Consider the following 26,437-nt stretch of genomic DNA (forward strand, 5'->3'; position numbering starts at 1 on the left):
CCCGTCGTCAGCGGCCGTTGAAGGCGTCGCGGAGACGGGAGAAGAAACCCTGCTGGCCGGGCGCGAACTTGCCCGGCGGCCGCTCCTCGCCGCGCAGCTTGGCCAGCTCGCGCAGCAGCTCCTCCTGCGGGGGGTCGAGGCGGGACGGGGTCTCCACGTTCACGTGGATGAGCAGGTCGCCGCGGCCGGTCTCGTTGAGGCGCTGCACGCCGCGGCTGTACATGGTGATGACCTGACCCGACTGCGTGCCGGGGCGGACGTCGATCTCCTCGGCGCCGTCGAGGGTCTCGACGGTGAGCACGGTGCCGAGCGCGGCGGCCGTCATCGGGATCTGGACGGTGCAGTGGAGGTCGTCGCCGCGCCGCTCGAAGATCTCGTGGGAGCGCTCGACGATCTCCAGGAAGAGGTCGCCGGGCGGGCCGCCGCCGGGGCCGATCTCGCCCTCGCCGGCGAGCTGGATGTGGGTGCCGTCCTCGACGCCCGCGGGGATGCGGACCTTGATCGTGCGGCGGGTGCGGACCCGGCCGTCGCCCGAGCACTCCTGGCACGGGTGGCGGATGATGCTGCCGAAGCCGCCGCACTGCGGGCACGGCCGCGTGGTCATGACCTGCCCGAGGAAGGACCGGGTGACCTGGGAGATCTCGCCGCGGCCGTTGCACATGTCGCAGGTGTCGGGGTGGGTGCCGGGCGCCGCGCCGACGCCCTGGCACACCTCGCACAGCACGGCCGTGTCGACCTGGAGCTCCCGGGTGGTGCCGAACGCGGTCTCGCGCAGGTCGAGCTCGACCCGGATCGTCGCGTTGCGGCCGCGGCGGGCGCGCGAGCGCGGGCCGCGGGCGCCGCCCGTGGCGGTGCCGAAGAACGCGTCCATGATGTCGCTGAACGGGAAGCCGGCGCCGAAGCCGCCGCCCGGCGCACCCGCCCCGGCGCCGCCGAACGGGTCGCCGCCCAGGTCGTACATCTGGCGCTTGTTCGGATCGGAGAGCACCTCGTAGGCCTGCGTGATCTCCTTGAACCGCTCCTGCGTGGCGGGGTCAGGGTTCACGTCGGGGTGCAGCTCGCGGGCCAGCCGGCGGTAGGCCTTCTTGATCTCGTCCTGACTGGCGTCACGGCGCACCCCGAGGGCGGCGTAATAGTCGCTGTTTGCCACTTATCGACCTCTTAAGATGCAGCCAGAATCTGGCTGACGTAGCGTGCCACCGCGCGCACGGCGCCCATCGTCACGGGGTAGTCCATCCTGGTGGGGCCCAGAACGCCGAGCCGGGCCAGTTGGTTGTCGCCTTGACCGTATCCCGTCGCGACGATGGACGTGCCCCGCAGTCCGGTGTAGGCGTTCTCCGATCCGATGCGCACGGTGAGGGCGGAAGGTGTGTCTGAGGAAGTCTCGCCGAGCAGGCGCATGAGCACCACCTGCTCTTCCAGCGCTTCGAGCACCTCGCGCAGGCCGACGCTGAGGTCGGCGCCGGCGAGGTTGGCCGCCCCGGCGAACACGATCTTCTCGTCGTGCCGTTCGACGAGCGTCTCCAGCAGGACGGACAGGATCGTGGCCATCGCCGGCCGCTCGTCGACCGGCAGCCGCTCGGGCAAATCCGAGACCAGCTCGGGCACGCTGCTCAGGCCGCAGCCGTCGAGGCAGTCGTTGAGCACCCCGCGCATGTGGGCGATGCGGTGCTCCTCCACCACCTCGGGCAGCTCGACCATGCGCTGCTCGACGCGGCCCATGTTGGTGATCAGCACCAGCATGACGCGGCGGTCGTGGAGCGGCACCAGCTCGACGTGGCGCACGGTCGAGCGGTTGAGCGTCGGGTACTGCACGACGGCGACCTGACGGGTGAGCTGCGCGAGCAGCCGCACCGTGCGCATCACTACGTCGTCGAGGTCGACCGCTCCCGCCAGGAACGTCTCGATGGCCCGGCGCTCGGCCCCCGACAGGGGCTTGACCTGGGAGAGCCTGTCGACGAACAGGCGATAGCCCTTGTCCGTCGGCACGCGCCCGGCGCTGGTGTGGGGCTGGGCGATGTAACCCTGCTCCTCCAGCGCCGCCATGTCGTTTCTCACGGTCGCCGGCGACACCTTCAGATTGTGACGCTCGGCGAGCGCCTTGGAGCCCACCGGTTCGTTGGTCGAAACGTAGTCTTCGACAATGGCGCGTAGCACCGCGAGCTTCCGATCGTCGAGCACGTGCGCACCTCCTACCGCCGCTTTCAGGGAAACGCCAGACCTAGCACTCTGTGTTCCCGAGTGCCAAGTGTACGGGTCTCGCTCACAGGGTGCGATAACACCGTTGTCCCCGCTGCTGGCACGCGTGAACGACAAGCATCACAATTGCCGACATGAACGACAATCCACCCCAGCGGCCTGTTGATCCGCCTTCAGGGCAGGATCCTCCTTTTGGTCAGCCTTATCCCCAGGGTGAACCTTCCCCGTACGCGCCGCCACCCCCACATTCCGGCCCGAACCCGTACGGATCTCAACCCCCCGGCCCCTACGGGCCCCCGCCCCAAGCGGGCCCCGGGCCGTACGGCGGGAGTCCGTACGGTCAGCAGCAGCCCGGCTACGGGTACGGGCAGCAGCCGCAGTTCGGCGGGCCGCAGTACGGGCCGCCGGGAGCACCCTACGGACGCCAGGTGGACCCGAAGGAGCTCCGCCCGCGGCTGCGGTGGATCGCGGTCGCGTGGGGCGTGGCCGTCGCGTGCGTCGTGGCGGGCGTGGTCCTGTTCGTCACCGGCATCGTGAACACCGTCGAGGACATCGCCCCGTCCACGACGTTCGCCGCCGGCGAGACGGTCACGGTCTCGCTCGACCCCGACGACCGACCGTCCGTCTACGTCTCCACCGACGCCCGGGTGAACTACCGCTGCGAGATCTCCGGCGGGCCCGGCCAGGCGCGGCTCGTCAACGCGCCGGGCTCGCAGACGGTCACGGCCGGCAGCCGGACGTGGGAGCAGATCCTGCTGGTCAACGCGCCCGCCGCGGGCGAGTACCAGCTCACCTGCGTCATCCAGGAACAGGGTGACGTGCTGTTCGGCGTGGGCAGGGACGCGCTCTCGGCGGCCGGCGGCATCGTGGGAGGACTGGCGGCGCTGCTGCTCATCCCCGGCGTGGGCGTGCTCGGCGCGATCATCGTGACGGTGGTCGTCCTGATGCGGCGGAGCGGCCATCGCAAGCGCCTCGCGACGGCCGGGTGATTTGCTACGGTCCCCGTGTGTACGACGGCGATGTTCTAGCGGGAAACTGGCGGCGTCCCGGCAAAGGGAAGATCCCCCAAGTGGCCGCCGAACCGGACCTGGTCGTGGAGGACGCCGACAGCGGCTTCTGCGGCGCGGTGGTGGCCTGCGACAAGGAGGCGGTGACGCTGGAGGACCGCTTCGGCAAGCGGCGGCTGTTCCCGCTGGCGCCCGCCGCTTTCCTGCTGGAAGGGCGGGTCGTGACGCTGGTGCGGCCGCAGGCCGCCGCGCCCCAGGGTCACAGGCGCAGCGCCTCAGGCTCGATCGCGGTCGAGGGGCTGCGGGCCAGGGTCGCGAGGGAGAGCCGCATCTACGTCGAAGGCGTGCACGACGCGGCGCTGGTGGAGAAGATCTGGGGTCACGACCTGCGGGTCGAGGGCGTGGTCGTGGAGTACCTGGAAGGCGTCGACGACCTGCCCGCGATCGTCGGCGAGTTCGGCCCCGAGCCGGGGCGCAGGCTGGGAGTGCTGGTCGACCACCTGGTGCCGGGCTCCAAGGAGAGCCGCATCGCGGCCCAGGTGACCTCGCCGCACGTCCTCGTGGTGGGCCACCCGTACGTCGACATCTGGCAGGCGGTCAAGCCGTCCGCGCTGGGCATCCGGGCCTGGCCCGAGGTGCCGCGCGGGGTTCCGTGGAAGGAGGGCGTGATCGCCGCCCTGGGCTGGCGGATGGAGCCGGCCGACGCGTGGCGGCGCATTCTGGGCGCCGTCTCGACCTACGCCGACCTGGAACCGGAGCTGCTCGGCCGGGTCGAGGAACTGATCGACTTCGTTACGGAGGCATCGTGAGCCAGGATCCGCACCCACCGCCGTCCGACGAGGACGCGACCCGCCGCATCCCCACCGACAGCCCTCCGCAGGGCTACGGCCCGCAACCCGGTTCCGAGCCGGGGTACAGGTACGGCCAGCAGCCCGGTTCCGAGCCCGGCTACGGGTACGGGTACGGACAGCAACCCGGCCACAGCTACGGACAGCAACCCGGGTACGGACAGCAACCTGGTTACGGCTACGGGCAGCAGCCACAGCCGCCGTACGGTCACCAGCCGCCCCCGTACGGGTACGCCGCCCCCCACCGGCAGCCACCGCACGTCCCCGGCAGGTACGGCCCGCGCCCGGGCACCGACGACACCACCATGGCCATGGTCTCCCACCTGCTGGGCCTGCTGGTCTCCTGGGTCGGCCCGCTGATCGTCTACCTGATGAAGAAGGACGAGTCCCCGTACGTCAGGGACCAGTCGGCGGAGGCGCTGAACTTCCAGATCACCATGTTCATCGGCTTCATCGTCGCCGCCCTCTTCTCGATCATCCTGATCGGCCTCCTGCTGCTGCCGATCGTCTGGATCATCGCGCTGATCTTCCAGATCCAGGCCGCCATCGCGGCGCAGCGGGGCCAGAACTACCGCTACCCGATCAACATCCGCCTCATCACGTGAGCAGGTCGCGGACCAGCGCGTCCGCCAGCAGCCGGCCGCGCAGGGTGAGCACCATGCGCCCGGCCTTGAACGCCTCCGGCTCCAGCAGCCCGCCGGCCAGCGCCGCGGCGACCTTCGGGCGCGCGCCGGGCGCCACGTCGGCCAGCGGGTAGCCGGAGTCGAGCCGCAGCTCCAGCATGAGCCGCTCGGTCTCGCGGTCCTCGGCGGTGAGTTCCTCGCGGGCGTGCGCGGGCGAGTGGCCGGCGGCCAGGCGCTGGGCGTACGGGGCCGGATGCTTGACGTTCCACCACCGGGTGCCGCCGACGTGGCTGTGGGCGCCGGGGCCGACGGCCCACCAGTCGCCGCCGGTCCAATAGAGCAGGTTGTGGCGGCAGCGGGCGGCGTCGCCGGTGGCCCAGTTGGACACCTCGTACCAGCGGAGCCCGGCCTCGCCCAGCATCTGGTCGGCGATGAGGTAGCGGTCGGCGGCCACGTCGTCGTCGGGCATCGGCAGCTCGCCGCGCCGGATCCGGGCGGCGAGACGGGTGCCGTCCTCGACGATGAGGGAGTAGGCCGAGACGTGGTCGGGCCCGGCCTCGACGGCGGCGGCCAGGGAGGCGCGCCAGTCGTCGTCGGTCTCGCCGGGAGTGCTGTAGATCAGGTCGAGGTTGACGTGCTCGAACCCGGCCTTCCTGGCCTCCAGCACGGCCTGGCCGGCCCTGCCTGGGGTGTGTTGCCGGTCGAGCACCCGCAGGACGTGCTCGCGGGCGCTCTGCATCCCGAAGCTGACCCGGGTGAAGCCGCGCTCGCGCAGCTCTTCGAGGTAGCGCGGGTCGACGGACTCGGGGTTGGCCTCGGTCGTCACCTCGGCGCCGGGCGCCAGGCCGAACTCGGCGTCGATGGCCGCGAGGATCCGGCCCAGGTCGCGGGCGGGAAGCAGGGTCGGGGTGCCGCCGCCGAAGAACACCGTCTCGACCGGCAGCCGGGCCTCGCCGAGCACCCGCCGCGCGAGCCGTACCTCCGCTATCGCGGTGTCGGCGTAGTCGCCGTGTGAGGCGCCGGGGCCGAGCTCGGCGGCGGTGTAGGTGTTGAAGTCGCAGTAGCCGCAGCGCGTCACGCAGAACGGGACGTGCACGTAGAAGCCGAACGACCGCTCGCCGAGGCCGCGCAGCGCGCTCTCGGGCAGCTCGCCGGAGGCGGGCGCGGGATCTCCGTCAGGCAGCATGGAAGGCACGTCTCCAGTCTGCCCGGTCCCATTGACTGCCCGATCCAGGAGATCTACGATCCGGGACAACTTATAGGAAAGTTTCCTATAAGTCAGGAGGCGCACCCCGTGAAGAAGAGCATCCTCATCGCCCTCTCCGTCTTACTGTCCCTGACCGTGACCGCGCTGCCCGCCGAGGCCGGGGGCGACCGTTTCAAGCGGGTCGCGTACTTCGTCCAGTGGGGCGTCTACGGGCGCGACTACCACGTCAAGGACGTCGACACCAGCGGCGCCGCCGCCAAGCTCACCCACGTCAACTACGCCTTCGGCTTCGTCGACGCCGCGGGCGACTGCTACTCCCCCGACCCGTGGGCCGACTGGCAGCGGCCGGTGCCGGCCGAGCAGAGCGTGGACGGCGTCGCCGACGCGCCCGGCCAGGCCCTGAACGGCAACCTCAACCAGCTCCGCAAGCTCAAGGCCAAGCACCCCCGGCTGAAGGCGCTCATCTCGCTGGGCGGCTGGACCGGCTCGAAGCACTTCTCCGACGCCGTGCTCACTCCCGAGTCGCGCGCCAGGCTGGCCGCTTCCTGCATCGACCTGTGGCTGCGTGGCAACCTGCCCGGCCTGGAGCCCGGCGCGGGCGCGGGCGTGTTCGACGGCATCGACCTCGACTGGGAGTGGCCGGGCTCGTCCGGCGCCGAGGGCAACGTCATCAGGCCGGAGGACAGGCGGAACTTCACCCTGTTCCTGGAGGAACTGCGCGCCCAGCTCGACGCGTACTCCCGGGACGCCGAGCTGAGCGCCTTCCTCCCCGCCGCCGCCGCGAAGATCGACGCCGGGTTCGAGGTGCGGCGGGTGTTCGACCTGCTCGACTTCGCCACCGTCCAGGGCTACGACCTGCGCGGCAACTGGGAGCTCCGGACGGGCCACCAGGCCAACCTGTTCACCGACCGCCGCGACCCGAACGAGGTCCGCTACAGCGTCGACCAGACCGTCCGTGACTACCTGCGGCGCGGCGCCCCGGCCCGGAAGCTCGTGATCGGCGTCCCCGCGTACGGGCAGGGCTGGACCGGCGTCACCGGCGGCGGTAAGGGCCTCTACAAGGCGGCCACCGGCCCCGCCCCCGGCAAGTGGGCCGCCGGCGTCGAGGACTACAAGGACCTCGTGACCAAGCCGGGCAAGCGCCACCGCGACCTGCTCACGGGCACGCTCTGGATGTACGACGGCAACGAGTTCTGGTCGTACGACGACCCGGCGGTGATGCTGCAGAAGGCCGCGTACATCCGGCTCAAGGGGCTGGGCGGCGCCATGCTGTGGTCCATCGACCAGGACGACTCCCGCGCCTCACTCACCACGGCGCTGCACAAGGTCCTGAGGTGACCTCCCCGCGTTGATCCCCCGCGTGGGCGCGCTCGCGCCCACGCGGGTGGCCCCCGAAGCTACGAGGGCACGCCCAGGACGCGCTCGGCCACCCGGTCCCATCGCTCGTCATATCCGGGGACCTTCAGGATGCGGCGCAGGAGCTCCTCGTCGCCGTGGTAGGCCAGGAAGGACTCGGCCACGGTCACGCTCGCCGCCGGCCGGTGGACCACCTCCACCTCGTCGCCCACGCCCAGCTCGCCCAGCTCCAGCACCCTGAGGTACGCGCCGGGCCGGGCGGCCTCGGTGAAGCGCTTGACCCAGCGGGGCTCGTCCAGCCAGTTGCGGAAGACCACGCACGGCACGCGGGGGGCGGCCACCTCCAGGAGCGTGCTGCCGATCCGCCAGCGCTCCCCGATCAGCGCGCCGTTGACGTCCAGCCCCGAGATCGTGAGGTTCTCGCCGAACCGGCCGTCACGCAGCTCGCGGCCCAGCTCCCGCTCCCACCAGTCGTAGTCTTCCCTGGCGTAGGCGTAGACGGCCTGGCCGGGGGATCCGTGGCTGGGTTTGTCGGCACGCTCGTCACCGGCCAGGCCGTTGGCCAGGACCGCCACGCGGTGGGTCACCGGCCGCTTGTCGATGGCCGTGCGCTTCAGCTTCCCGGCCCAGTCAGCGTCGACAGCTTGCCCGATATTTACCGATATAACACGCATACGGGGGACGGTATCGGAGCCTCCTTGCCTTGAGCGATGAAGTACCAGGCCAGACAGGTGACCATCTCCGCCACGTCAGGCCCGGTCGTCGGCGAGGTCTAACAAGGTCTCCAGAGCGGCCTGGCGCGCCTCCTCCACGGACGCGCCCCGCTCCCCGAAGCACTCGGCCGCCACGTCGAGCAGCGCCGTCACCACGGCGGCGTCGGGATAGGGCACGTCGACCACGACCTTGCCGTCATCGCCCAGCACCGCCGGCCTCATGTGGGCCCGCAGCAACCGCCGCGTCTCCTCGGCCACGGCGACCCCCAGCACAGCGGCACGCTCCATACGCTCAGCAGCCATCATCTCACCCTCCAGTCGCACAGGTGTTCGGATGCCCAAGCTAACGGGACCCACCGACAAAACCCCGGCCTCCCGGCGGATGCCCGAGAAGCGGGTCACTTCTGAACCGCGCGCCGAAGGTGATCGTCTCAGGGGCAGGAGAAGAAGCTGGGCCGCGGCCTCGGCACTGGCGCTCGCCGCGTGCGGCGGCACGGGGGTTGACCAAGCGGGTAGTACCACGCCGACGACCGCGCCTCCAGCGGCCACATCGGCCACAACGACCACCGCGACCAGCCCCGCCACCCGCGACCAGCCCGGCCACAACGACCACCGCGACCAGCCTGGCCATCGCGACCATGCCGGTCACACCGACCACCAACCCCAGCCTGGCCACACCGACCACCACGACCAGCCTGGCCACCGAAACCAGCCCGGCCACACCGACCACCACGACCAGGCCACTGTGACCAGCCCGGCCACACCGGCCCCGGCCACGGCCTCGGCCGACCGAACCGCCGCTGAACCGGCCGCTCCCGGCCGTCCTGTCGCGCAGTGGCTGCGGGTGGGCGGGCTGGCCGCACCCGGCCTCGGCGCCGTCCGCCCTCCGACGCTGGTGGTCTACGCCGACGGCCGGGCCATCGCCGGCGCGGCCCACGAACTCCGCCTGCCGCCCGCCGAGGTGGAAGCCCTGGTCAAGGCCCTGGATCAGGATCTGGCCGGGCAACCCGCCACCGCCTCGCCCCGGCCCGGCTCGCCGACGTTCCATGACGCGCCCACGACGATCCTCGGCGTGGACGGCGGCGACGGGATGCGGGAGGTGCACGTGCCGTACCTGGAGCACGCCGCGACCCGCTACGACGCCGCGCTCGTCACCGCCCGCGACCGTCTCTCCCATCTCGCGGGCCGCGTCACCGCGCGGGGCCGGACCTACTCCACCGATCGCGTACGTCTGTCCGCCGAGCGGCTCGCCTCCCCCGGGACGACCGCGGAACCCCTGCCGCAGGGTGTACCCCTGCCACCCGATACGACCTCGGCCCGGAAGGACCACAAGGGCCACAAGGCGACCGCCATCACCCGGCTGATACCGGGCGACGGATCATGGCACGTCTACCGCCTGCCGACCGGCGGGCATCTCGCGCTCTCGTGGCGCTACCTGCTCCCCCACGAGTGAGAGAACCCGTCGACTTCGAAAGCGTCGCCCGATTCGCCAGGCAATCGCTACCAATCGATGGAGAGCATGGACACACAACGGCTGCAGTCCGGGCTGCGCCTGGTCGCACGCGGCCAGGAAGAGGTCGCGGCGGCGCTCGGCGAGCACGACCCGGCGAGCGAGGACGAGCGGACGGCCCGGGTGATCCAGGAGTGGGGGTTGCCGCGGGCTCACCCAGAAGGAGTCCTCGGAGCTTCCCAGCGTCACGGGTTCGCCCTCCAGATCACCGAGGGCTGGACACGCGGCGACTGGGTCGAGATCGGCGACGACGGCCTGCGCTACCTCACCGGCAAGTCGCACCGCTGGCTGGAGGCACGGCGACGAGCTTCTCCGTACGCGGCTACGAGATCGACGCGCAGGGCCACCTCGACAACGCAGTACGGCGACCACGCCCGCTGGGAGCTGCTGCGCGCGGCCGGGATCGGGACGGACGACCTGCGGAGCGGCGTCGGCCCCGTCACGCTGGAGAACACCATCCGCTACCTCCGCGCGGGTGACGAGGTGGACGTGACGTGCGCGTTCGAGTGGAGTGAAGGCAGGACCTTCCGGGTGCGGCAGGAGTTCCCGCGCCCCGCCGGAGAGCTGGCCGCCGAGCTGACGGGCGTCGGCGGGCTGCTCGACCTGCGCGCGCGACGGCTGGTCGACGATCCGAAGGCCCGCCGGCGGCCTCACCCGAGCTGCTGGGTCTCTGACCGCCGGCCCCGGACACGCGCGACGATGGCTAGGCTCGGAATGTGGACGACAAGATCATCGAGGTTCGCGGCGTCACGGTCGAGCTCGAAGGCGTTCCCGTGCTGCGAGACCTGAGCCTGGCGGTCGCGCGCGGCGAGGTGGTGGCCGTCGTCGGCCCCAACGGGTCGGGGAAGTCGACCCTGCTGCGCTGCCTGGCCGGGCTGGTGCCGGTGTCCGCCGGATCGGTCGAGGTGTTCGGCGCGCCTCCGGTCGACGGGCCCGTCTTCTGGCGCCGGGTGGCGTGGGCGGCCGACGAACCGGCGTGGTACCCGGGGTTGACCACGCGCGAGCACCTGGAGCTGATGCGGGCCGTCCACGGCGAACCCCGGCTGGAGGTCGAGGCGGCGCTGGAGCTGTTCGGGCTGTCCGCGCGGGCCGACGCGCCTCCGCTCAACCTGTCCACCGGCCAGCGCCAGCGCCTCGCCCTGGCCGCCGCCCTGATCAGGCCCAGCGAGCTCCTCCTGCTCGACGAGCCCGAGCGCGGCCTCGACGCCGCCTTCCGCGAGCGGCTCGGCGCCCTCCTCGCCGGCTACGCCGCCGCCGGCGGCACCGTCGTGGCGGCCACCCACGACGCCGCCCTCGCCACCGGCGCCCGCCAGGTCTTCCCGGGCAACCAGCTCACCTCCTGACCGCCGTCCGATCACCGAGAAGGAACCATGAACGACGCCACCGACGCCCGCCTCGCACGCGCGTTCGTCCGGTCACGGCAGCGCCGGCCGGTCAGCCTGCTCGACCGCTACGTCTCCGTCTTCATGCTGGCCATCGCCGTGGCCGTCTTCGGCAACCCGGTGACCACGGCCGTGACGGGGCTCGCCGGGCAGGTGGACGCGGCCCGGATGGGGCCGGGGGTGGCGCTGGTGATGCTGGCGCTGGCCGGATTCCTGGCCCTGGGACGGGCGGCGGGCCCGGTGGTGCTGCCGGCCGCCGACGCCTCGTGGCTGCTGCTGTCGGGCGTCGGCCGCCGGGGGCTGCTCGGGCGGCCCGTCCGGATCCTGGCGGTGATCACGCTCGCGGCCGGGGCGCTGCTCGGGCTGGCGTTGCTCACCGCGCTGGGGGCTCCCGACCAGCTCGTCTGGCGGCTGCTCGCGGCGGTGGTGCTGGGGATGTCGGCGAGCGCCGGCGGGATGGCCCTGGCCGTACTCGGCCAGGGATCGCAGGCGTGGCAGACCTGGTCGACGGTCGCGCTGGTGGCGGTGCTGGCGGTGGCGGTGGCCGCGGCCATCGGACCGGCGCGCGAACCGCTCGCCGCCGTCGCCGCCGCGCCGGCGCAGGCCCTCGGAGCCGCCGCGGCGGGCGCGCTGGCGGCGGCCGCCCTTCTGGTACGTCATGCGTGGACGGCGCTCGACCGGATACCGGCGGGCACGTTGATGGGCGCGGCGACGAGGGCGCGCCACCTGACCACGGCGGCGACGCAGCTGGATCCCGGCGCGCTCACCTGGGCGGCCGAGGACGACCACTGGCGGGGCAGGCGGCTGCGTTCCCGGCGCTGGCCGTCGCTGCCGGCCCCGCTCGCGCTGGCCTGGCAGGACTGGCGCCGGGTGGCGCGCCGCCCCGGCCGCCTGGCCCTGATGGCGGCCACCACTACCCTCCCAGCCCTCCTCACCCAAGCCACCGGCACCGCCCCCACCAACCTTGGCCGCGGATCAGCCACAGAAAGCCTCACGGGGATGCCGGACGCAGGAAGTCTCGCAAGCGCCGGAGGCGGGCAGAGCGCAGAAAACCTCGCGGGGATCGCAGGCGGGCCAACCGCGGAAAACCTCACGGGCATCGCAAGCGGGGCCGTTGCCGGTGGTGGGGGGCCGATGGAGGGAGTCGGTGCGCTGGTGGGCGGGCTGGCGCCGGCCGCGTTGCTCATCGGCGGGGCGCTGGCCGTGGCGGCGAGCGCGGTGGCCGGGGCGCGGCGGGACGCCGACAATCCGGCGCTCGCCCGGCTGGCCGCCGTCGGCACGCGCGCGGCCCTGCTGGCCCGCGCGCTGCTGCCGGCGCTGCTCGCCGCCGCCTGGATGGCCGCCGCGCTCGGCTGGCTGGCGGCGGCCGGGGCCGTCGCGGGCCCGTGGTGGGCGTTCGGACCGCTGGCCGCGCCCGCCCTGGCGGCGGGCGCGCTCCGGATGGCCCGCAGGCCGCCCGTGGACCACTCGCTGCCGCTGATCGACACCCCGGCGGGCGCCATCCCGACGGGCCCGGTGTTCTGGGCGGCCACCGGCCCGGACCTGGCCCTGCTGGGCTGCCTCCCGACGCTCGCCGCACTGGTCGCGCAGCCCGCGGACCCGTCAGGCCACCTGGCCGCCCAAGCCGTCACCGGCCTGGGCGCGCTCGCCGCGTACGCGTACCGGCAGAAGGCTCGATAAGCGCCGACCCGCTGCCGGCCGCGCGCTCGCGTACCGGCAGAAGCGGTAGAGCCCTTACTTCTTGGGCTTGTCGGAGCCGGAGTCGGTCGACAGCGCGGCCACGAACGCCTCCTGCGGCACCTCGACCCGGCCGACCATCTTCATCCGCTTCTTGCCTTCCTTCTGCTTCTCCAGCAGCTTGCGCTTACGGGAGATGTCGCCGCCGTAGCACTTGGCCAGGACGTCCTTGCGGATGGCGCGGATGTTCTCGCGGGCGATGACCCGGGCCCCGATCGCGGCCTGGATCGGCACCTCGAACTGCTGCCTGGGGATCAGCTCGCGCAGCTTCTTGGCCATCTCGGTGCCGTACGCGTAGGCCTTCTCGCGGTGCACGATGGCGCTGAAGGCGTCGACCGGCTCGCCCTGCAGCAGGATGTCGACCTTGACCAGGTCGGCCTCCTGCTCCCCGGCCGGCTCGTAGTCGAGCGAGGCGTAGCCGCGGGTGCGCGACTTGAGCTGGTCGAAGAAGTCGAAGATGATCTCGCCGAGCGGCAGCGTGTAGCGGATCTCGACGCGGTCCTCCGAGAGGTAGTCCATGCCGAGGAGGTTGCCGCGCCGCCCCTGGCAGATCTCCATGATCGCGCCGATGAACTCGGACGGGGCCAAGATCGTCGACTTGGTCACCGGCTCGAAGACCTGCGCGATCTTGCCGCCGGTGGGGAACTCCGACGGGTTGGTGACGGTCAGCTCGCTGCCGTCTTCCATGATCACGCGGTAGATGACGTTGGGCGCGGTCGAGATCAGCGACAGCCCGAACTCGCGCTCCAGCCGCTCGCGCACGATCTCCATGTGGAGCAGCCCGAGGAACCCGACGCGGAAGCCGAACCCGAGCGCCGCCGACGTCTCCGGCTCGTAGACCAGCGCCGCGTCGTTGAGCTGCAGCTTGTCGAGCGCCTCGCGCAGCTCTGGGTACTCGTCGCCGTCGATCGGGTAGAGGCCGGAGAACACCATGGGCTTGGGGTGCTCGTAGCCGGCCAGCATCTCGCCGGCGGACTTGACGGCGGAGGTGACGGTGTCGCCGACGCGCGACTGCCGCACGTCCTTGACCCCGGTGATCAGGTAGCCCACCTCGCCGACGCCCAGCCCCAGCTCGGCCGGGCGCGGCTCGGGCGAGATGACGCCGATCTCCAGCGTCTCGTGGGTGGCGGCGGTCGACATCATGAGGATGCGCTCGCGCTTGCCCAGGTGGCCGTCGACCACGCGCACGTACGTGACGACGCCGCGGTAGGTGTCGTAGACCGAGTCGAAGATGAGCGCCCGCGCGGCCGCGTCGGCCCGGCCGACCGGGGCCGGCACCTCCCGCACCACGTGGTCGAGCAGTTCGCGCACGCCCTCGCCGGTCTTGCCCGACACGCGCAGCACGTCGGACGGGTCGCAGCCGATCAGGCCCGCCAGCTCCTCGGCGAACTTCTCCGGCTGCGCCGCCGGCAGGTCGATCTTGTTGAGCACCGGGATGATGTGCAGGTCGGCGTTCATGGCCAGGTAGAGGTTGGCCAGGGTCTGCGCCTCGATGCCCTGGGCGGCGTCGACGAGCAGGATCGCGCCCTCGCACGCCTGCAGCGACCGGGACACCTCGTAGGTGAAGTCGACGTGACCCGGTGTGTCGATCATGTTGAGGACGTGGCCGTCATACGGCAGCCGGACGGCCTGGGACTTGATCGTGATGCCACGCTCTCGCTCGATGTCCATCCTGTCGAGGTATTGAGCGCGCATGGAGCGGTCGTCGACCACCCCCGTGATCTGCAGCATCCGGTCGGCAAGCGTGGACTTGCCATGGTCGATATGCGCGATGATGCAGAAGTTGCGGATCAACGCGGGGTCTGTCTGGCCAGGCTGAGTGCGCACCGAAGTCCGTTCCGACAGGTTTGAGGTCAAGCGTCTTTCATGGTGACATGCCCGGGTGATGTCCCGAACCGTCATCCGCCGCGGCCTGCGCCTGATCGCGCTCGCCTCGGTCGTCATGGTCGCGCTGATCGGCGTCTTAGCCGCCGCGTTCCGGCTCCAGTTTACCGGGGCTCCGGCCGGGTGGGCGATGAGCACCGGCAACGACGCCCTCTGGCTGGGCCACATGTGGGTCGACGGCCGCCGCGACGAGCAGGACGTGCGCGTCCTCGCCGAGCGCCTGCGCACCACCGGCGTCAAGGATCTGTACGTGCACTCCGGTCCCTTCGAGCTGGACGGGAGGCTCGATCCGGCCAAGTATCCGAACGCCTCACAGTTCGTCCAGTGGGCGAAACGGCATATGCCGGGCGTGCGCGTCTCCGCGTGGCTCGGACAGAAGGTCAAGAACGGCCTGGACCTGGACGATCCCGCCGCCCGCCGGAACGTGCTCGACGGCGTCGCGGCCGTCATGAAGGCCGGGTACGACGGCGTCCACTACAACTTCGAGCCGCTCGGCGACGGCGACACCGACTTCCTCGTCCTGCTGGACGAGACCAGGCGGCACGCGTCCCTGGTGTCCACCTCGACCCCGCAGATCGAGCCGTACCCGCTCATGCGGATCGGCACGAGGGCCGTCATGGGCCACGACAAGTACTGGTCGCCCGGATACTTCCAGGAGGTCGTGTCCCGGGTCGACCAGGTCGCGGTCATGACGTACGACTCCGGCCTGCCGCTGGAGTCGCTGTACGGCGGACACGTGGTGCGGCAGGCGGAGCTGGCCCTGGACCTGGTGCCCGAGTCGAAGTCCCTGTTCGTCGGCGCCCCCGCCTACCACGACCACGGCGTCCCGTGGAGCGACGCGGCGGAGAGCGTCGCCGTGGCCGGCCAGGGCGCCAAGCTGGCGCTGTCGGAGCACGGCCCGCGCGAGCGGTTCGGGCTGGCGCTGTACGTGGACTTCGCGGCGACCGAGGAGGACTGGCGGGAGTACGAGGAAAACTGGTTATCCTGAAACCGGGCGTTGATTTGAGCGGCCACCTGAGTTATTGGTAGCCTGAGCAACTGCGTGTGGCGCGCCCTCTCTCGAGCCCGCGCGCTTCATCCACCACCTTTAGACTTCACCGAGGCTTCTTCGTGGCGAACATCAAGTCCCAGATCAAGCGCAACAAGCAGAACGAGAAGGCTCGCCTGCGCAACAAGGCTGTCAAGTCCTCTCTCAAGACCGCGGTCCGCAAGTTCCGCGAGGCTGCCGAGCAGGGCGACGTCGAGCAGGCCGCGGCGCTGCAGCAGGTGGCCGCCCGTCAGCTCGACAAGGCCGCCAGCAAGGGCGTCATCCACAAGAACCAGGCCGCCAACCGCAAGTCGGCGATCGCCAAGCAGGCCGCCGCGCTCGCCGCGGCCAAGTAGGCGCCGGTCCGGCCATAGGAGCGCCGCACTCCCTCACGGGGTGCGGCGTTTTCTGCTGCTCGGGCACAGTCCCAAGAGCAATGTCACAGTTTCAATATCACATACGCGTCGCCGGGCCGTATCTTCTCCGTCACCGTTGACATCGCGCTCTTGCCCTCGGTGACGCCCTCCCCAATCCTCCTGAGGAGCGGATGTTGGGGGGGTCGGATGCGGGGGCCGTTGGTCGTCAAGCGCGCGTTCAGCGAGCCGCTCCTGCTGTTGGTCGCCTTCGGGTCCATCCTGCTGGCCACCACCACGCTCGTCGCGCTGACCATGTACGCCTCCTCCATCGCCGAGGCGGGCGTGCGCCGGACGATGGAGACCGCGCCGCTGCGCCAGGTGGCGGTGACGGTGAGCGCCCCGGTGACGGGCGAGACGTTCCCGCGGCTCGACGCGGCGGTGCGCGGCCGGGTGACCGAGTCGCTCGGCGGCACGCCCGCCGCGTTCTCGACGAGCTTCCACTCCGACTCGTACACGATGCCGGGCCAGGAGCGCCGCGAGGTGCCGGAGCTGCTGCGGTTCGGCAGCTACGACGGCCTCGACGGGCATGCCCGGCTGGTGTCCGGCACGTGGCCGGAGCCCGCGGAGGACGGCGCCGTCGAGGCGGCGATCCCGCTGTCCGCGGCGTCGGCCTCCGGGCTGGAGAGCGGGCAGGAGATCACCGTGCGCGGCCGGCTCGACGGCAGGCCGGTGACGGTCCGGGTCACCGGCGTCTTCCAGCTCGCCGACCCGTACGGAGACCGCTGGGCCGGCGAGCAACTGCTCAGCCGCGGGGTCGAGCACGGCGAGTTCACCACGTACGGGCCGTTGATGGTGCCGCGCGAGACGTTCCTGGCCCGCTTCGCCACCAACGTCGGCACGACCTGGACCGCCGTCCCCGACCTGAGCGCGATCACCCCGGAACGCCTGCGTCCGCTGGCCGCGGGCGTGAGCGGCCTGGCCGAGTCGCTCAAGGCGGACGGCTGCCCGAGTTGCACGGCCGTCACCCGCCTTCCCGGCATGCTGACCCAGCTCGACACCGCCTCGCTGGTGGCCCGCTCCACGATGCTGATCCCGGTGCTGCAGTTGCTGCTGCTCGCCGCGTACGCGCTGATGCTGACCGCCCGGCTGCTGGCCGACCACCGGCGGATGGAGGTGGCGCTGCTGCGCTCGCGAGGCGCCGGCACGCTGCGACTGGCGGCGCTGGCGGGCGGCGAGGCGCTGCTGGTGGCGGTGCCGTGCGCGGTGGCGGCGCCGCTGCTCGGGCCGCCGCTGCTGGCCGCGGTCAACGCGCTGCCGTGGATCGCGGCCAGCGGGGTGCGCCTGGCGCCGGCGGCGGACGCGGGCACGTTCCTGGTCTCGTCCGGCGTGGCCCTGGCCGCCGCCGTGCTGCTCACGCTGCCCGCCCTGGCGGGCGCGCGCCGCACCTACGTCGAGGAGCAGACCGCGCGCGGGCGCGGCGCGGGACGCGGCCTGATCGAGCGGGCGGGCGCGGACCTGGCGCTGCTCGCGGTGGCGGCGCTGGCGATCTGGCAGCTCCGGCACTACGGCTCGCCCGTCACCGGCACCTCCGGCGGAGGGCTGGGCATCGATCCGCTCATCGTCTCCGGGCCCGCGCTGGCGCTGCTCACCGGCGGCATGCTCGGCCTGCGGCTGGTGCCGCGCGTGTCCCGGCTGGCCGAGCGGATAACCGCCCGGCGGCCGGGGCTGGCGCCCGCGCTCGGCGCCTGGCAAGTGAGCCGGCGTCCGCTCCGCTACGCGGGTCCCGCGCTGCTGCTCACGATGGCGATCGCGATCGGCATCGTGTCCATGGCCACCGCCGCCACCTGGCGGGGCTCCCAGCTCGACCAGGCGCGCCACCAGGCCGGCGCGGACCTGCGGCTGTCCGGCCCGCCGGACTCGCCCGAGCTGGGGTCGTCCGGGCGGGGCAGCGCGTTCGCGGCGCTGCCTGGCGTGACCGCCGCCTCGCCCGCCTTCCGCGGCCAGGTGGAGGTGGGCGGCGAAGGGGCCGTCCTGCTCGCCCTGGACGCCGCCGAGCTGGAGGCGCTCTTCCGGCTCCGCCCCGACCTGTCGGCGCGGCCCGTCGCCGGCATGAGCCGCGCGCTGGCCGCGAACCGGCCCGCGGACGGGGGACTCGAACTGCCCGGCCGGCCCTCTGCTCTCGCCGTCGAGGCGCGGATGGACCGCATCCTGCCACTGCGTGTCCGCGTCTCCGACTCTCTCGGCGTGTGGCGCGACCTGCCGCTGACCGCCGCCGGGAACGGCCGGCTGAGCGCTGATCTCAAGGGGCTGGCCGGGCGTAGTGGTGAGATCGCCTACCCGCTGGCGGTGCGCGGTTTCACCGCCGGCGCCCCGGCGGAGGGCACGACGGTCGTCACGCTGTCCGGCCTGAGCGCCGACGGGCGGCCGGTCGGCGCGCCCGAGGTGCGGCTGGAGGTGACGGGCGAGCGGCCGGTCGCGGCCGGGTTCGCCCCGGTACGGGAGCGGCGCCCGCTGCCGGTCGTGCTCACCGCCGACCTCGCCGCCGCGAACAAGCTGGCGGCGGGACAGACCGGCCGGATCAACCTGGACCGCGAGGTCGTCGACGTCAGCGTGGCCGGGGTCGTCGAGCGGATGCCCACCACGGAGCCCGACCAGCCGGCCCTGCTCGCCGACTGGGGGACCCTGCAGGCGCACGGCCTGGCCACCGGGCAGCAGCCCAGGCCCGCCACCGAGTGGTGGCTGGCCGTCGAGGGCGGCGACACCGCGCCGGCCGCGCGGGAGCTGCGCGGCCATCCCGAGTGGGACGTCACCGTGACCGACCAGCGCGAGCTGGCCGCCGGGCTGCGCGACGACCCGCTGGCCAGCGGGCTGCAGGGGGCGCTCATCCTGGGCTTCCTGTCCGCGCTGGTGTTCGCCGCGCTCGGCTTCCTGGTGAACGCGGCCGTGGCCGCCCGCGAGCGGATGGCCGAGTTCACGATCCTGCGCGCGCTCGGCGTCAGCTCCCGGCAGGTGTTCGGGCTGCTGGCGGTCGAGCAGGCGTTCGTCATCGTGCTCTCGCTGGTGGCCGGCACGGCGCTGGCCGTCGTGGTGGGCGGCCTGGTGGTGCCGCACATCGTGCTGACCGGGCAGGCGTCGGCGGTCACGCCCGAGGTGCTGCTCGACATCCCGTGGGGAGCGACCGCGGCCCTGCTGGCCGGGGTGGCGGCCGTGCTGTTCGCGATCGTGGCCGTCCTGGCGCGCAACCTGCGCCGCCAGGGCCTCGGCCGGGTGCTGCGCATCGGGGAGGACCAGTGAGGGTGCTGCGGCTCGCCCGGGCGCACCGGGGCGCGGTGGCCGTGCTCGCGCTGCTCGTGCTGAGCGCGTGCGTGCTCGTGGCGGGGCTGCCGCGTACCATGCAGGCCGCTTTCGACGGCGCGCTGCGCCAGTCGCTGGCCGCCGCGCCCGCCTACCAGCGGGACGTGGCCGTGGAGCTGCGCTCGTCGGGTCCGGAGAGCGACCTGCGCGAGCCGGCGCAGTTCGCCTCGTACGGGGAGCAGTACCGGGATCTGGTGCCGGAGCCGCTGAGCGGCCTGCTGGGCGGCGCCGGGCACGCCAGCGCCAAGACGTACGACACGCCGGTGAACGGTTCCGGCGGTCGCACGTACCTCAATCTCGGCTGGCTGTCCGACGGCGAGCGGCGGGTGGAGTGGGCCGAGGGCCGGGCTCCCGGGAGCGTCGGCACGACGCGGTGGCAAGGGCAGACGGTGCCGCTGTACGAGGTGGGGGTGTCGGCGGAGGCCCGCGACATGATGGGGCTGAAGGTCGGCGACCTGAAGATCCTCGGCGAGAGCGACTTCGCCGCCGTGAAGGTCGTCGGCGTCTTCCGCGCCCGTGACGCGGGTGACGACTACTGGTCGCACAACGGTGAGATCCTGCACGTCACGCGGCTGCAACCGCCGGGCTCGCTCGACTACGAGCACTACACCACCGCGCTGATCGCCGACGCCGGGCTGGCCCGGCTGAGCGGCGCGGACCGGAATCTGTCCTACCGCTGGGTCCTGCCGGTGGACGCCGCCCGGACCGCGGCGCGTCAGGTGGACGAGCTGGACGCGGCCGTCACGGAGTTCGAGCGGGTGCTGAAGGTGCGGCCCGGCCTGGTGTCCGGCACCGTCGTCTCCACGGGGCTGCCCGGGCTGCTGGACGGGTTCCGCGCCGCGCTGGCGACCGCGCAGACCGTGATGTTCCTGGTGCTCGGCGGGTTGCTGGTGGTTGCGGTCGGCGTGATCCTGCTGGCCGTGCGGCTCCTCGTCGACCGGATGGACCGGGCGCTGTCGCTGACGCGGGCGCGCGGCGGTTCGCTGCGGCAGGTGGCGGGGACCGGCGCCGTGCTGGTCGCCGCCGTGGTCGGGCCGGCCGCCGCCGCCGGGTACGCGCTCTCGTACCTCTTCCCCGGGCCGGTGCCGCCGGTCGTGCACGCAGGGCCCGTCGCGGTGGCGGTGGCGGCGGTGGCGTTCGCCGCCGCGCGGATCGCCGTCGCCCACCGGGCGCCGCTGCACGAGCGGCGTGAGGACGTGGTGGCGGCCCGGCCGTCCGCCCGGCGGATCACGCTGGAACTGCTGGTCGTCGGGCTCGCCCTGGCGGGCGCCTATCTGCTGCGCACCCGGGGCACGGCCGCCGGAGGGCTGGACCCGTTCCTGCTGGTGGTGCCGCTCGCGCTCACGCTGGCCGCCGCGCTGATCACCATACGCTGCTACCCGTACCCGCTGCGCCTGCTGGTCAGGGCCGCCGCCGGGGGCCGGACCGCGGTGGCCTTCCTGGGGCTGACGCGGGCGGCCAGGACGGGCTCGTCCGGGATGCTGCCGGTGCTGATCCTGCTGCCCGCGCTGGGCGTGTCGGTGTTCGCCTCGGTGATCTCCGGCAGCGTGGCGAGCACGCAGCGGCTGGCCTCGTGGCAGGCCGTCGGGGCGCCGGTCAAGATCACCTCCGATCGGGAGCTCACCGCCGGGGAGGTCGAGCGGGTGCGTCAGGTGCCCGGCGTGGCCCGGGTCGTGCCGGTACAGCTCGCCGACGTGCAGGTCGGCCACACGGCGGAGCGGGCCGAGGTGATCGCCGTCGACCTGGCCGGGTGGCGGGAGCTGGTGGCGGGCGCTCCGGTCAGCCTGCCCGCGCCGCCCGCGGCCGGTTCCGGCATCCCCGCGCTGGTGTCGCACGAGCTGCGCGGGCGCGGTACGTTCGAGATCGGCTGGCAGTCACGGCTGACGATCACCACCAGGGACGTGGTCACCGCGATGCCGGGCTTCTTCACCGAGGGCAAGTTCATCGTGCTGCCGTTCGACGTGAACCCTCGGCCGGTGGTCAACGCGCTGCTCGTCTCCGGCGCCGCCGACCGGGCCGCGCTGGCACGGGCCGTGCCGGACGCCCGGGTGGAGACGCAGGCGGCGACGCTGGCCGCCATCCAGGCCGACCCGATGACCGGCACCGTCAGCGCCACGCTGCTCGTGGTGACGGTGGCGCTCGCCGGGTACGCGCTGGTCGCGGTCCTCATCACGCTCGTGATCGGCGCCGCCGACCGGGCCAGGGCGCTGTCGCTGCTGCGCACCCTGGGCCTGTCCGACCGCCAGGCGCGGCGGCTCACCGTGCTGGAGATCCTGCCGATGGTCCTGATCACCGCGCTGGTCGGGCTCGGCCTCGGGCTGGGCCTGCCGGCCGCGCTCGGCCCCGGCATCGACCTGTCCGCCTACGCCGGCGGGCTGGCCGTCGGCGGCTACGATCTCGACCTGACCACCCCGGCCGCGCTGGCCGCCGGGCTCGCCGTCGTCGCCGTGCTCGGCGCGTACGCGCACGCCGCCATCAGCCGACGCCGCGACGTGAGCGCCGTCCTGAGAGTGGGAGACCTGTCTTGAACCCGACGTTGTCCGAGCTGGAGGCGGAGGCCGGCCGGGAGAAGGCCGCGTTCGGAGGTGACGCGCACATCGTCTGCGACAACCTCGTACGCATCTACAAGACCGAGGGCGTCGAGGTGGTCGCGCTCCAGGGCCTCGACCTGGTCGTGGAGAAGGGTGAGCTGCTCGCCATCGTGGGCGCGTCCGGGTCCGGCAAGTCGACGCTGCTCAACGTGCTGTCCGGGCTGGACGTGCCGACCGCCGGGGTGGCGCGGGTCGCCGGGATGGACCTGCTGGCGATGACCGCCAAGGACCGGCTGCGCTACCGGCGCGAGGTCGTCGGGTTCATCTGGCAGCAGACCGCGCGCAACCTGCTGCCCTACCTGACGGGGCGGGAGAACGTCGAGCTGCCCATGGTGCTCGCGGGCCGGCGGCGCGGCGAACGCTCGGCCGAGCTGCTCGACCTGATGGGCGTGAGCCACTGCGCCGGCCGCAAGCCGCCGGAGATGTCCGGCGGCGAGCAGCAGCGGGTCGCCATCGCCGTCGCGCTCGCCAACGCGCCGCAGCTCATCCTCGCCGACGAGCCGACCGGCGAGCTCGACAGCGAGACGTCCGAGGAGGTGTTCGGCGCGCTGCGCAGGGCCAACCGCGAACTGGGCGTCACCGTGGTCGTCGTCACCCACGACCCGCTCGTGTCCGAGCAGGTCGACCGCACGATCGGCATCCGCGACGGGCGCACCAGCAGCGAGACCCTGCGCCGCGAGGGCGCCGAGGGGCAGATCGTCGCCGAGGAGTACGCGGTGCTCGACCGGGTGGGACGGCTCCAGCTGCCCCGCGACTTCACGAACGCGCTCGACATGGAACGCCGTGTCCGCCTGGAACTGGAGAGCGACCACATCGGGGTGTGGCCGGTACGGGAGGAGCCCGCCGATGAGCGGTGAGCCGTTGGTCGTGGTCGAAGGGCTGCGCAAGGTCTACCGGACGGGGCCGGAGGAGGTCGTGGCCCTGCGGGAGGTGTCGTTCGAGGCCTACCCGGGCGAGCTGATCGCCGTCCGGGGGCGGTCGGGGTCCGGCAAGACGACGCTGCTCAACCAGGTGGGCGGGCTGGACCGGCCCGACGCCGGGCGGGTGGTGGTGGCCGGGCAGGAGGTCACGGCGCTGCCCGAGGACGCGCTGCTGGCGCTGCGCCGGGACGTGATCGGGTTCGTGTTCCAGTCGTTCGGGCTGATCCCCGTGCTGTCGGCGGCCGAGAACGTGGGCGTGCCGATGCGGCTGGCCCGCACCCCGGTCGAGGAGCGGGAGAAGCGGGTCCGCACCCTCCTCGCCCTCGTCGGGCTGGACAAGCACGCCAACCAGCGCCCGTACGAGCTGTCGGGCGGTCAGCGGCAGCGGGTGGCCATCGCCCGGTCGCTGGCCAACCGGCCGCGCCTGCTGGTGGCCGACGAGCCGACCGGACAGCTCGACTCGCAGACGGGACGGCAGATCATGGAACTGCTGCGCGCCCTGGTCCGCAGCGAGGGCGTCACCGCCCTGGTCGCCACGCACGACCCGAACCTGATCACGCTGGCCGACCGGGTGCTGGAGATCAGCGACGGCACGCTGCGGGAGGCCGCGCTCCAGGAATCCTGACCCGGCGGCGGGCCCCCGTGGTTCGCCGGTGGGATCCTGGCCGGGTCGCCGTGTGCGGAGTTCAATGGGAGCGTGGTTGACGACCGCGATCCCACCGGACGACCGCTGGCGGCCCTGCCCGTCCCCCCACATGAGGAGCCGCCCCCGCCGCCCCCGTGGAAGCCCGCCGAGGAACAGGTCGTCGAGGCGTTCTCAGAGGTGCGCCGCCATCCGCGTGCCGTTCTGTGGCGCGCCGCGGTGGTGGCCGTCCCGGCTCTCCTCGCACAGTCGCTGCTGGCGCGCGTCATCGAGCGGCCGGCGATCTGGCACGAGTACACGTTCCTGTGGACACGGTTCGCCGACGCGCTGAGCGCGATCGCGATCCTCGCGGTGAACAGTGCCGCGATCGTCGTGCTCAGCGGTCTGCTGGCGCCCACGGTCATCGGCGCGAACTCCCCGCCGGGCACGTGGCGCGGCCTGGCCCGGCTGTGCGGGCTGACCTTCCTGCTGACTTCCCTGGGGCTGGCGATGTACGCGCTCTTCCCGGTCGCCGCCGAGCGGGACATACCGGTGTCCGGCTTCCCCGGAGCCGGGCCGCTGTTCTTCCTGGCCGCCCTCTTCGTGGTCGCCGCCGTGGAGATCCGGTTCGCCTTCGCCGCGCCCGGCGTCACGGTGAAAGGGCTGGGCGGCCGGCAGGCCGTCAAACTGTCCCGGCGGCTGACCCGCGGCCAGTTCTTCAAGATTCTCTCCGCCCGCTGCGTGCTGCGGGCGCTTCTCGAAGGCTTCGGCGGGATCCTCGGCGCGGCCGTGCTGTTGCGCGCCACGGGCGACGACCCGGCCAGCGGTCTCGGGCCGGCCGGGTGGACCGTGCTCATCGCCGTCAAGTGGGCCATGCTCACCTGCGTCCTCGCGACCGCGTCGATGCTCGCCGTGGTGCAGTTCGCCGACCAGGACAAGCGGCTGAGCCGCGAGGACGCCACCGGGGAGCCGTCGTGACGGCCGCCGCCCACCCGCCACCGCCGCTCGCGCCCCGGAACATCCTGGAGATCTGGGCGACCGCCGTCCTGCTGCTGCGCCGCCATCCGCTCCCGTTCGTCGGGTCCGCGCTCGTCCTCACCCTCGCGGGCGACCTGGTCCTGTGGGCGTGGAGCGCGCTGGTCACCCCGCTGACGACCTCCGGCGCCACGGGGGAACAACTCGTCCAGTTGTCGGTGCTGTCGCTCCTGCTCGGCCAGGCCGTCGTCCTGGCGGTCTTCGCACTGACCGGGGCTCTGCAGGCGGTCCTCGTGGTGCAGGCGCTCACCGGGGAACCGGTGACCATCCGCACGGCGCTCCGCCTGCTGGCCCGCAGGATACGGCCGGTGCTCGGGGTGACCGCGCTGCTGACCGTGGTGCCGCAACTGGTGGTCCTCGGGCTGATCGCGGCGCTCGGAGCCTTTTTCTGGTACGGGCTTCGCCCTCTGGCCGACGGGGACGCTCCCGCGGACCCGGCGATGGTTTCCGAGGTCCTGTCCCTGCTGCCGTACACCTGGCAGGTCACCACGCTGCCGCTGCTGGTCTGGCTGATGATGGCGCTGGCTCTGCTGTTCGCGCCGGTCACGGCCGCGCTGGAGCCGCTCCGCCTCGGTGGCGCGCTGCGTCGCTCCGCCCTCCTGGTGGGCAACAACCTGCCGCGGGTCCTGGGGATGCTCCTGCTCGAACTCCTCGCCACGGTGGCGATCGTGGTGACCTTCCTCCTGCCGATCTGGCTCACCGCCGTGCTCGCACTGGCGCTGCTTCTCGGCCAGGTCCCGGCGACACCCGAGTGGGTGGACGTGGTGACGTACGTGCCGACGACTGTGGCCACCGCCGCCTACTACGCCTGGCTGGTGGCCGTCCTCGTCCTGCTCTACGTCGACGTACGGGTACGCAAGGAAGGGCTCGCGGCGGACCTGCGGGAACGTAGCACGGCGGGACGTGACCAGGCCGAGGACCTGCGGGAACATCGCCCGGCCGGACGTGACCAGGCCGAGGACCTGCGGGAACATCGCCCGGCCGGACGTGACCAGGCCGAGGACCTGCGGAAACATCGCCCGGCCGGACGTGACCAGGCCGAGGACCGCCCGGAGGTTCCCTAACGGCCGGTGCGGCTGGCCACGATGACCTGGACGGTGTGCTCCAAGGCGTAGGCGGGGTCGGCGCCCGCACCCTTGACCTGCTCGTCGGCGTCGGCCACGGCCTGCATGGCGCGTGAGAGCCCTTCCGGCCCCCACCCCTTGACCTGTTTCCTGACCCGTTCGATCTTCCACGGCGGCATGCCCAGGTGGCTCGCCAGCTGCCCGCCCCGCAGGTTGCGCGGCGCCCCGGCGACCTTGGCGATGGACCGCAGCCCGCCCGCCAGCGCGCTCACCAGCAGCACGGGCGCGACACCCGTGCTCAAAGCCCACCGCAACTGCTCCAAGGCCTCGCCGAGCCGCCCCTCGACGGCCGAGTCCGCGACGTTGAACCCGGTCACCTCGGCGCGCCCCCTGTGGTAGCGCGCCACCGCCGCCGGAGTGATCGTCTTGTCTTCCGTGTCGAACATCAGCTGGTTGCACGCGGCGGCCAGCTCCCGCAGGTCGTTGCCCACCGCCTCCAGCAGCGCCTGGGCGGCCTCCCCCGAGATGCCCCGCCCGGCCCGTCTGAACTCCCCCTTGACGAACTCCAGCCGCTCCCCCGCCTTGGTCACCTTGGTGACGGTGACCACCTCGGCCCCGGCCTTCTTCACCCCGTCGACCAGCGCCTTGCCCTTGACCCCGCCGGGATGCGCCAGCACGAGCACCACGTCGTCGGACGGCCGCTTGGCGTAGGCGACGACCTCCGCGATCACGTCCTTGCCCAGATCGTGCGCGGACCTGATGACCACGACGGTCCGGTCTCCGAACAGCGAAGGCGACGTCAACTGCGTCAGCTCCCCCGCCGTCACCTTCGACCCGACGAGATCGTGCACCTCGGCCCCGGCATCCATGGCCCGCGCCGCAGCGACCACCTGGCTTACGGCCCGCTCCGCCAGCAACTCCTCATCCCCGACGACCAAGGTCACAGGTGCCGGATCGCTTCCCGCCATGTCGAGCAGCATCCCACGCCCTCCCCCCATCCCA

Annotated in this window: 23 protein-coding genes; 16 read left to right on the forward strand and 7 right to left on the reverse strand. The window is 72.7% G+C overall.

What is annotated here, in order from left to right; translation table 11 throughout:
* Positions 1-7: 7 nt before the first annotated feature.
* A complete protein-coding gene (gene dnaJ / locus KME79_RS09495) occupies positions 8-1,150 on the reverse strand; it encodes a molecular chaperone DnaJ (RefSeq protein WP_219544116.1) in 1,143 nt (380 codons plus the stop codon).
* 11 nt (positions 1,151-1,161) lie between these two features.
* The gene (hrcA, locus tag KME79_RS09500; protein WP_148033491.1) at positions 1,162-2,181 is read right to left on the reverse strand and encodes a heat-inducible transcriptional repressor HrcA; all 1,020 of its coding nucleotides are present in this window, start codon (positions 2,179-2,181) and stop codon (positions 1,162-1,164) included.
* A gap of 446 nt (positions 2,182-2,627) precedes the next feature.
* Here hrcA and KME79_RS09505 point away from each other — a divergent pair, with 446 nt between their 5' ends.
* From KME79_RS09505 to KME79_RS46870, 3 genes are read left to right on the forward strand one after another with little or no spacing between them, the layout of a single operon-like run.
* Positions 2,628-3,188, forward strand: coding sequence for a hypothetical protein (locus KME79_RS09505; protein ID WP_261808756.1), 561 nt, complete (start codon positions 2,628-2,630; stop codon positions 3,186-3,188).
* 17 nt (positions 3,189-3,205) lie between these two features.
* Positions 3,206-4,015: a DUF3097 domain-containing protein gene (locus tag KME79_RS09510; RefSeq protein ID WP_219544117.1), complete on the forward strand. Its 810-nt coding sequence runs from the start codon at positions 3,206-3,208 to the stop codon at positions 4,013-4,015.
* Positions 4,012-4,659, forward strand: coding sequence for a DUF4870 domain-containing protein (locus KME79_RS46870; protein WP_219544118.1), 648 nt, complete (start codon positions 4,012-4,014; stop codon positions 4,657-4,659). The genes KME79_RS09510 and KME79_RS46870 overlap by 4 nt, the downstream gene beginning before the upstream one ends.
* On the opposite strand, the gene hemW is transcribed toward KME79_RS46870, so the two are convergent.
* Positions 4,652-5,872, reverse strand: coding sequence for a radical SAM family heme chaperone HemW (hemW, locus tag KME79_RS09520; RefSeq protein ID WP_219544119.1), 1,221 nt, complete (start codon positions 5,870-5,872; stop codon positions 4,652-4,654). The two genes, KME79_RS46870 and hemW, sit on opposite strands and share 8 nt — an antisense overlap.
* A 99-nt stretch (positions 5,873-5,971) precedes the next feature.
* On the opposite strand from hemW, the gene KME79_RS09525 reads away from it, so the two are divergent.
* A complete protein-coding gene (locus tag KME79_RS09525; RefSeq protein WP_219544120.1) occupies positions 5,972-7,222 on the forward strand; it encodes a glycoside hydrolase family 18 protein in 1,251 nt (416 codons plus the stop codon).
* A gap of 59 nt (positions 7,223-7,281) precedes the next feature.
* Here the strand turns inward: KME79_RS09525 and KME79_RS09530 are convergent, their stop codons facing one another.
* Together KME79_RS09530 and KME79_RS09535 are read right to left on the reverse strand one after the other, a co-directional pair.
* Positions 7,282-7,914, reverse strand: a complete 633-nt coding sequence (locus tag KME79_RS09530; protein WP_219544121.1) for an MOSC domain-containing protein — start codon at positions 7,912-7,914, stop codon at positions 7,282-7,284.
* A 75-nt stretch (positions 7,915-7,989) separates the two neighbouring features.
* On the reverse strand, positions 7,990-8,241 hold the full coding sequence (locus tag KME79_RS09535) for a hypothetical protein (protein WP_219544122.1): 252 nt from the start codon (positions 8,239-8,241) through the stop codon (positions 7,990-7,992).
* A 457-nt stretch (positions 8,242-8,698) separates the two neighbouring features.
* Between KME79_RS09535 and KME79_RS09540 the strand changes: the two genes are divergently transcribed.
* From KME79_RS09540 to KME79_RS09555, 4 genes are all read left to right on the forward strand, one after another.
* Positions 8,699-9,406 (forward strand): hypothetical protein, encoded by a 708-nt coding sequence (locus KME79_RS09540; protein ID WP_219544123.1) that lies wholly within the window; start codon positions 8,699-8,701, stop codon positions 9,404-9,406.
* Positions 9,407-9,472: 66 nt separating this feature from the next.
* Positions 9,473-10,252 (forward strand): acyl-CoA thioesterase, encoded by a 780-nt coding sequence (locus tag KME79_RS09545; RefSeq protein WP_246639582.1) that lies wholly within the window; start codon positions 9,473-9,475, stop codon positions 10,250-10,252.
* Entirely contained in the window at positions 10,180-10,806 is a 627-nt protein-coding gene (gene ccmA, locus KME79_RS09550) for a heme ABC exporter ATP-binding protein CcmA (protein ID WP_219544124.1), read from the forward strand. The genes KME79_RS09545 and ccmA overlap by 73 nt, the downstream gene beginning before the upstream one ends.
* 27 nt (positions 10,807-10,833) lie before the next feature.
* Positions 10,834-12,525 (forward strand): DUF6297 family protein, encoded by a 1,692-nt coding sequence (locus KME79_RS09555; RefSeq protein ID WP_219544125.1) that lies wholly within the window; start codon positions 10,834-10,836, stop codon positions 12,523-12,525.
* Between the two features lie 54 nt (positions 12,526-12,579).
* Here KME79_RS09555 and lepA read toward each other — a convergent pair whose 3' ends face one another.
* A complete protein-coding gene (gene lepA / locus KME79_RS09560; protein ID WP_271279644.1) occupies positions 12,580-14,409 on the reverse strand; it encodes a translation elongation factor 4 in 1,830 nt (609 codons plus the stop codon).
* A 58-nt stretch (positions 14,410-14,467) separates the two neighbouring features.
* On the opposite strand from lepA, the gene KME79_RS09565 reads away from it, so the two are divergent.
* From KME79_RS09565 to KME79_RS09600, 8 genes are all read left to right on the forward strand, one after another.
* On the forward strand, positions 14,468-15,454 hold the full coding sequence (locus KME79_RS09565; RefSeq protein WP_246639583.1) for a glycoside hydrolase family 18 protein: 987 nt from the start codon (positions 14,468-14,470) through the stop codon (positions 15,452-15,454).
* A gap of 122 nt (positions 15,455-15,576) precedes the next feature.
* Complete coding sequence (gene rpsT, locus KME79_RS09570) at positions 15,577-15,849, forward strand: 30S ribosomal protein S20 (RefSeq protein ID WP_148033503.1); 273 nt, start codon at positions 15,577-15,579, stop codon at positions 15,847-15,849.
* Between the two features lie 207 nt (positions 15,850-16,056).
* Entirely contained in the window at positions 16,057-19,143 is a 3,087-nt protein-coding gene (locus tag KME79_RS09575) for an FtsX-like permease family protein (RefSeq protein WP_219544128.1), read from the forward strand.
* The gene (locus tag KME79_RS09580; RefSeq protein ID WP_219544129.1) at positions 19,140-21,731 is read left to right on the forward strand and encodes an FtsX-like permease family protein; all 2,592 of its coding nucleotides are present in this window, start codon (positions 19,140-19,142) and stop codon (positions 21,729-21,731) included. Before KME79_RS09575 ends, KME79_RS09580 begins: the two co-directional genes overlap by 4 nt.
* Positions 21,728-22,651, forward strand: coding sequence for an ABC transporter ATP-binding protein (locus tag KME79_RS09585; protein ID WP_219544130.1), 924 nt, complete (start codon positions 21,728-21,730; stop codon positions 22,649-22,651). Before KME79_RS09580 ends, KME79_RS09585 begins: the two co-directional genes overlap by 4 nt.
* Positions 22,641-23,339, forward strand: coding sequence for an ABC transporter ATP-binding protein (locus KME79_RS09590; RefSeq protein WP_148033507.1), 699 nt, complete (start codon positions 22,641-22,643; stop codon positions 23,337-23,339). The genes KME79_RS09585 and KME79_RS09590 overlap by 11 nt, the downstream gene beginning before the upstream one ends.
* Positions 23,340-23,411: 72 nt before the next feature.
* Positions 23,412-24,314, forward strand: a complete 903-nt coding sequence (locus KME79_RS09595; protein WP_219544131.1) for a hypothetical protein — start codon at positions 23,412-23,414, stop codon at positions 24,312-24,314.
* Positions 24,311-25,435, forward strand: a complete 1,125-nt coding sequence (locus tag KME79_RS09600) for a hypothetical protein (protein ID WP_219544132.1) — start codon at positions 24,311-24,313, stop codon at positions 25,433-25,435. The genes KME79_RS09595 and KME79_RS09600 overlap by 4 nt, the downstream gene beginning before the upstream one ends.
* On the opposite strand, the gene holA is transcribed toward KME79_RS09600, so the two are convergent.
* Complete coding sequence (holA, locus tag KME79_RS09605; protein ID WP_246639584.1) at positions 25,432-26,415, reverse strand: DNA polymerase III subunit delta; 984 nt, start codon at positions 26,413-26,415, stop codon at positions 25,432-25,434. The genes KME79_RS09600 and holA overlap by 4 nt on opposite strands.
* Positions 26,416-26,437 lie beyond the last annotated feature (22 nt).

The organism is Nonomuraea harbinensis (assembly GCF_019396385.1).
GTDB lineage: Bacteria > Actinomycetota > Actinomycetes > Streptosporangiales > Streptosporangiaceae > Nonomuraea > Nonomuraea ferruginea.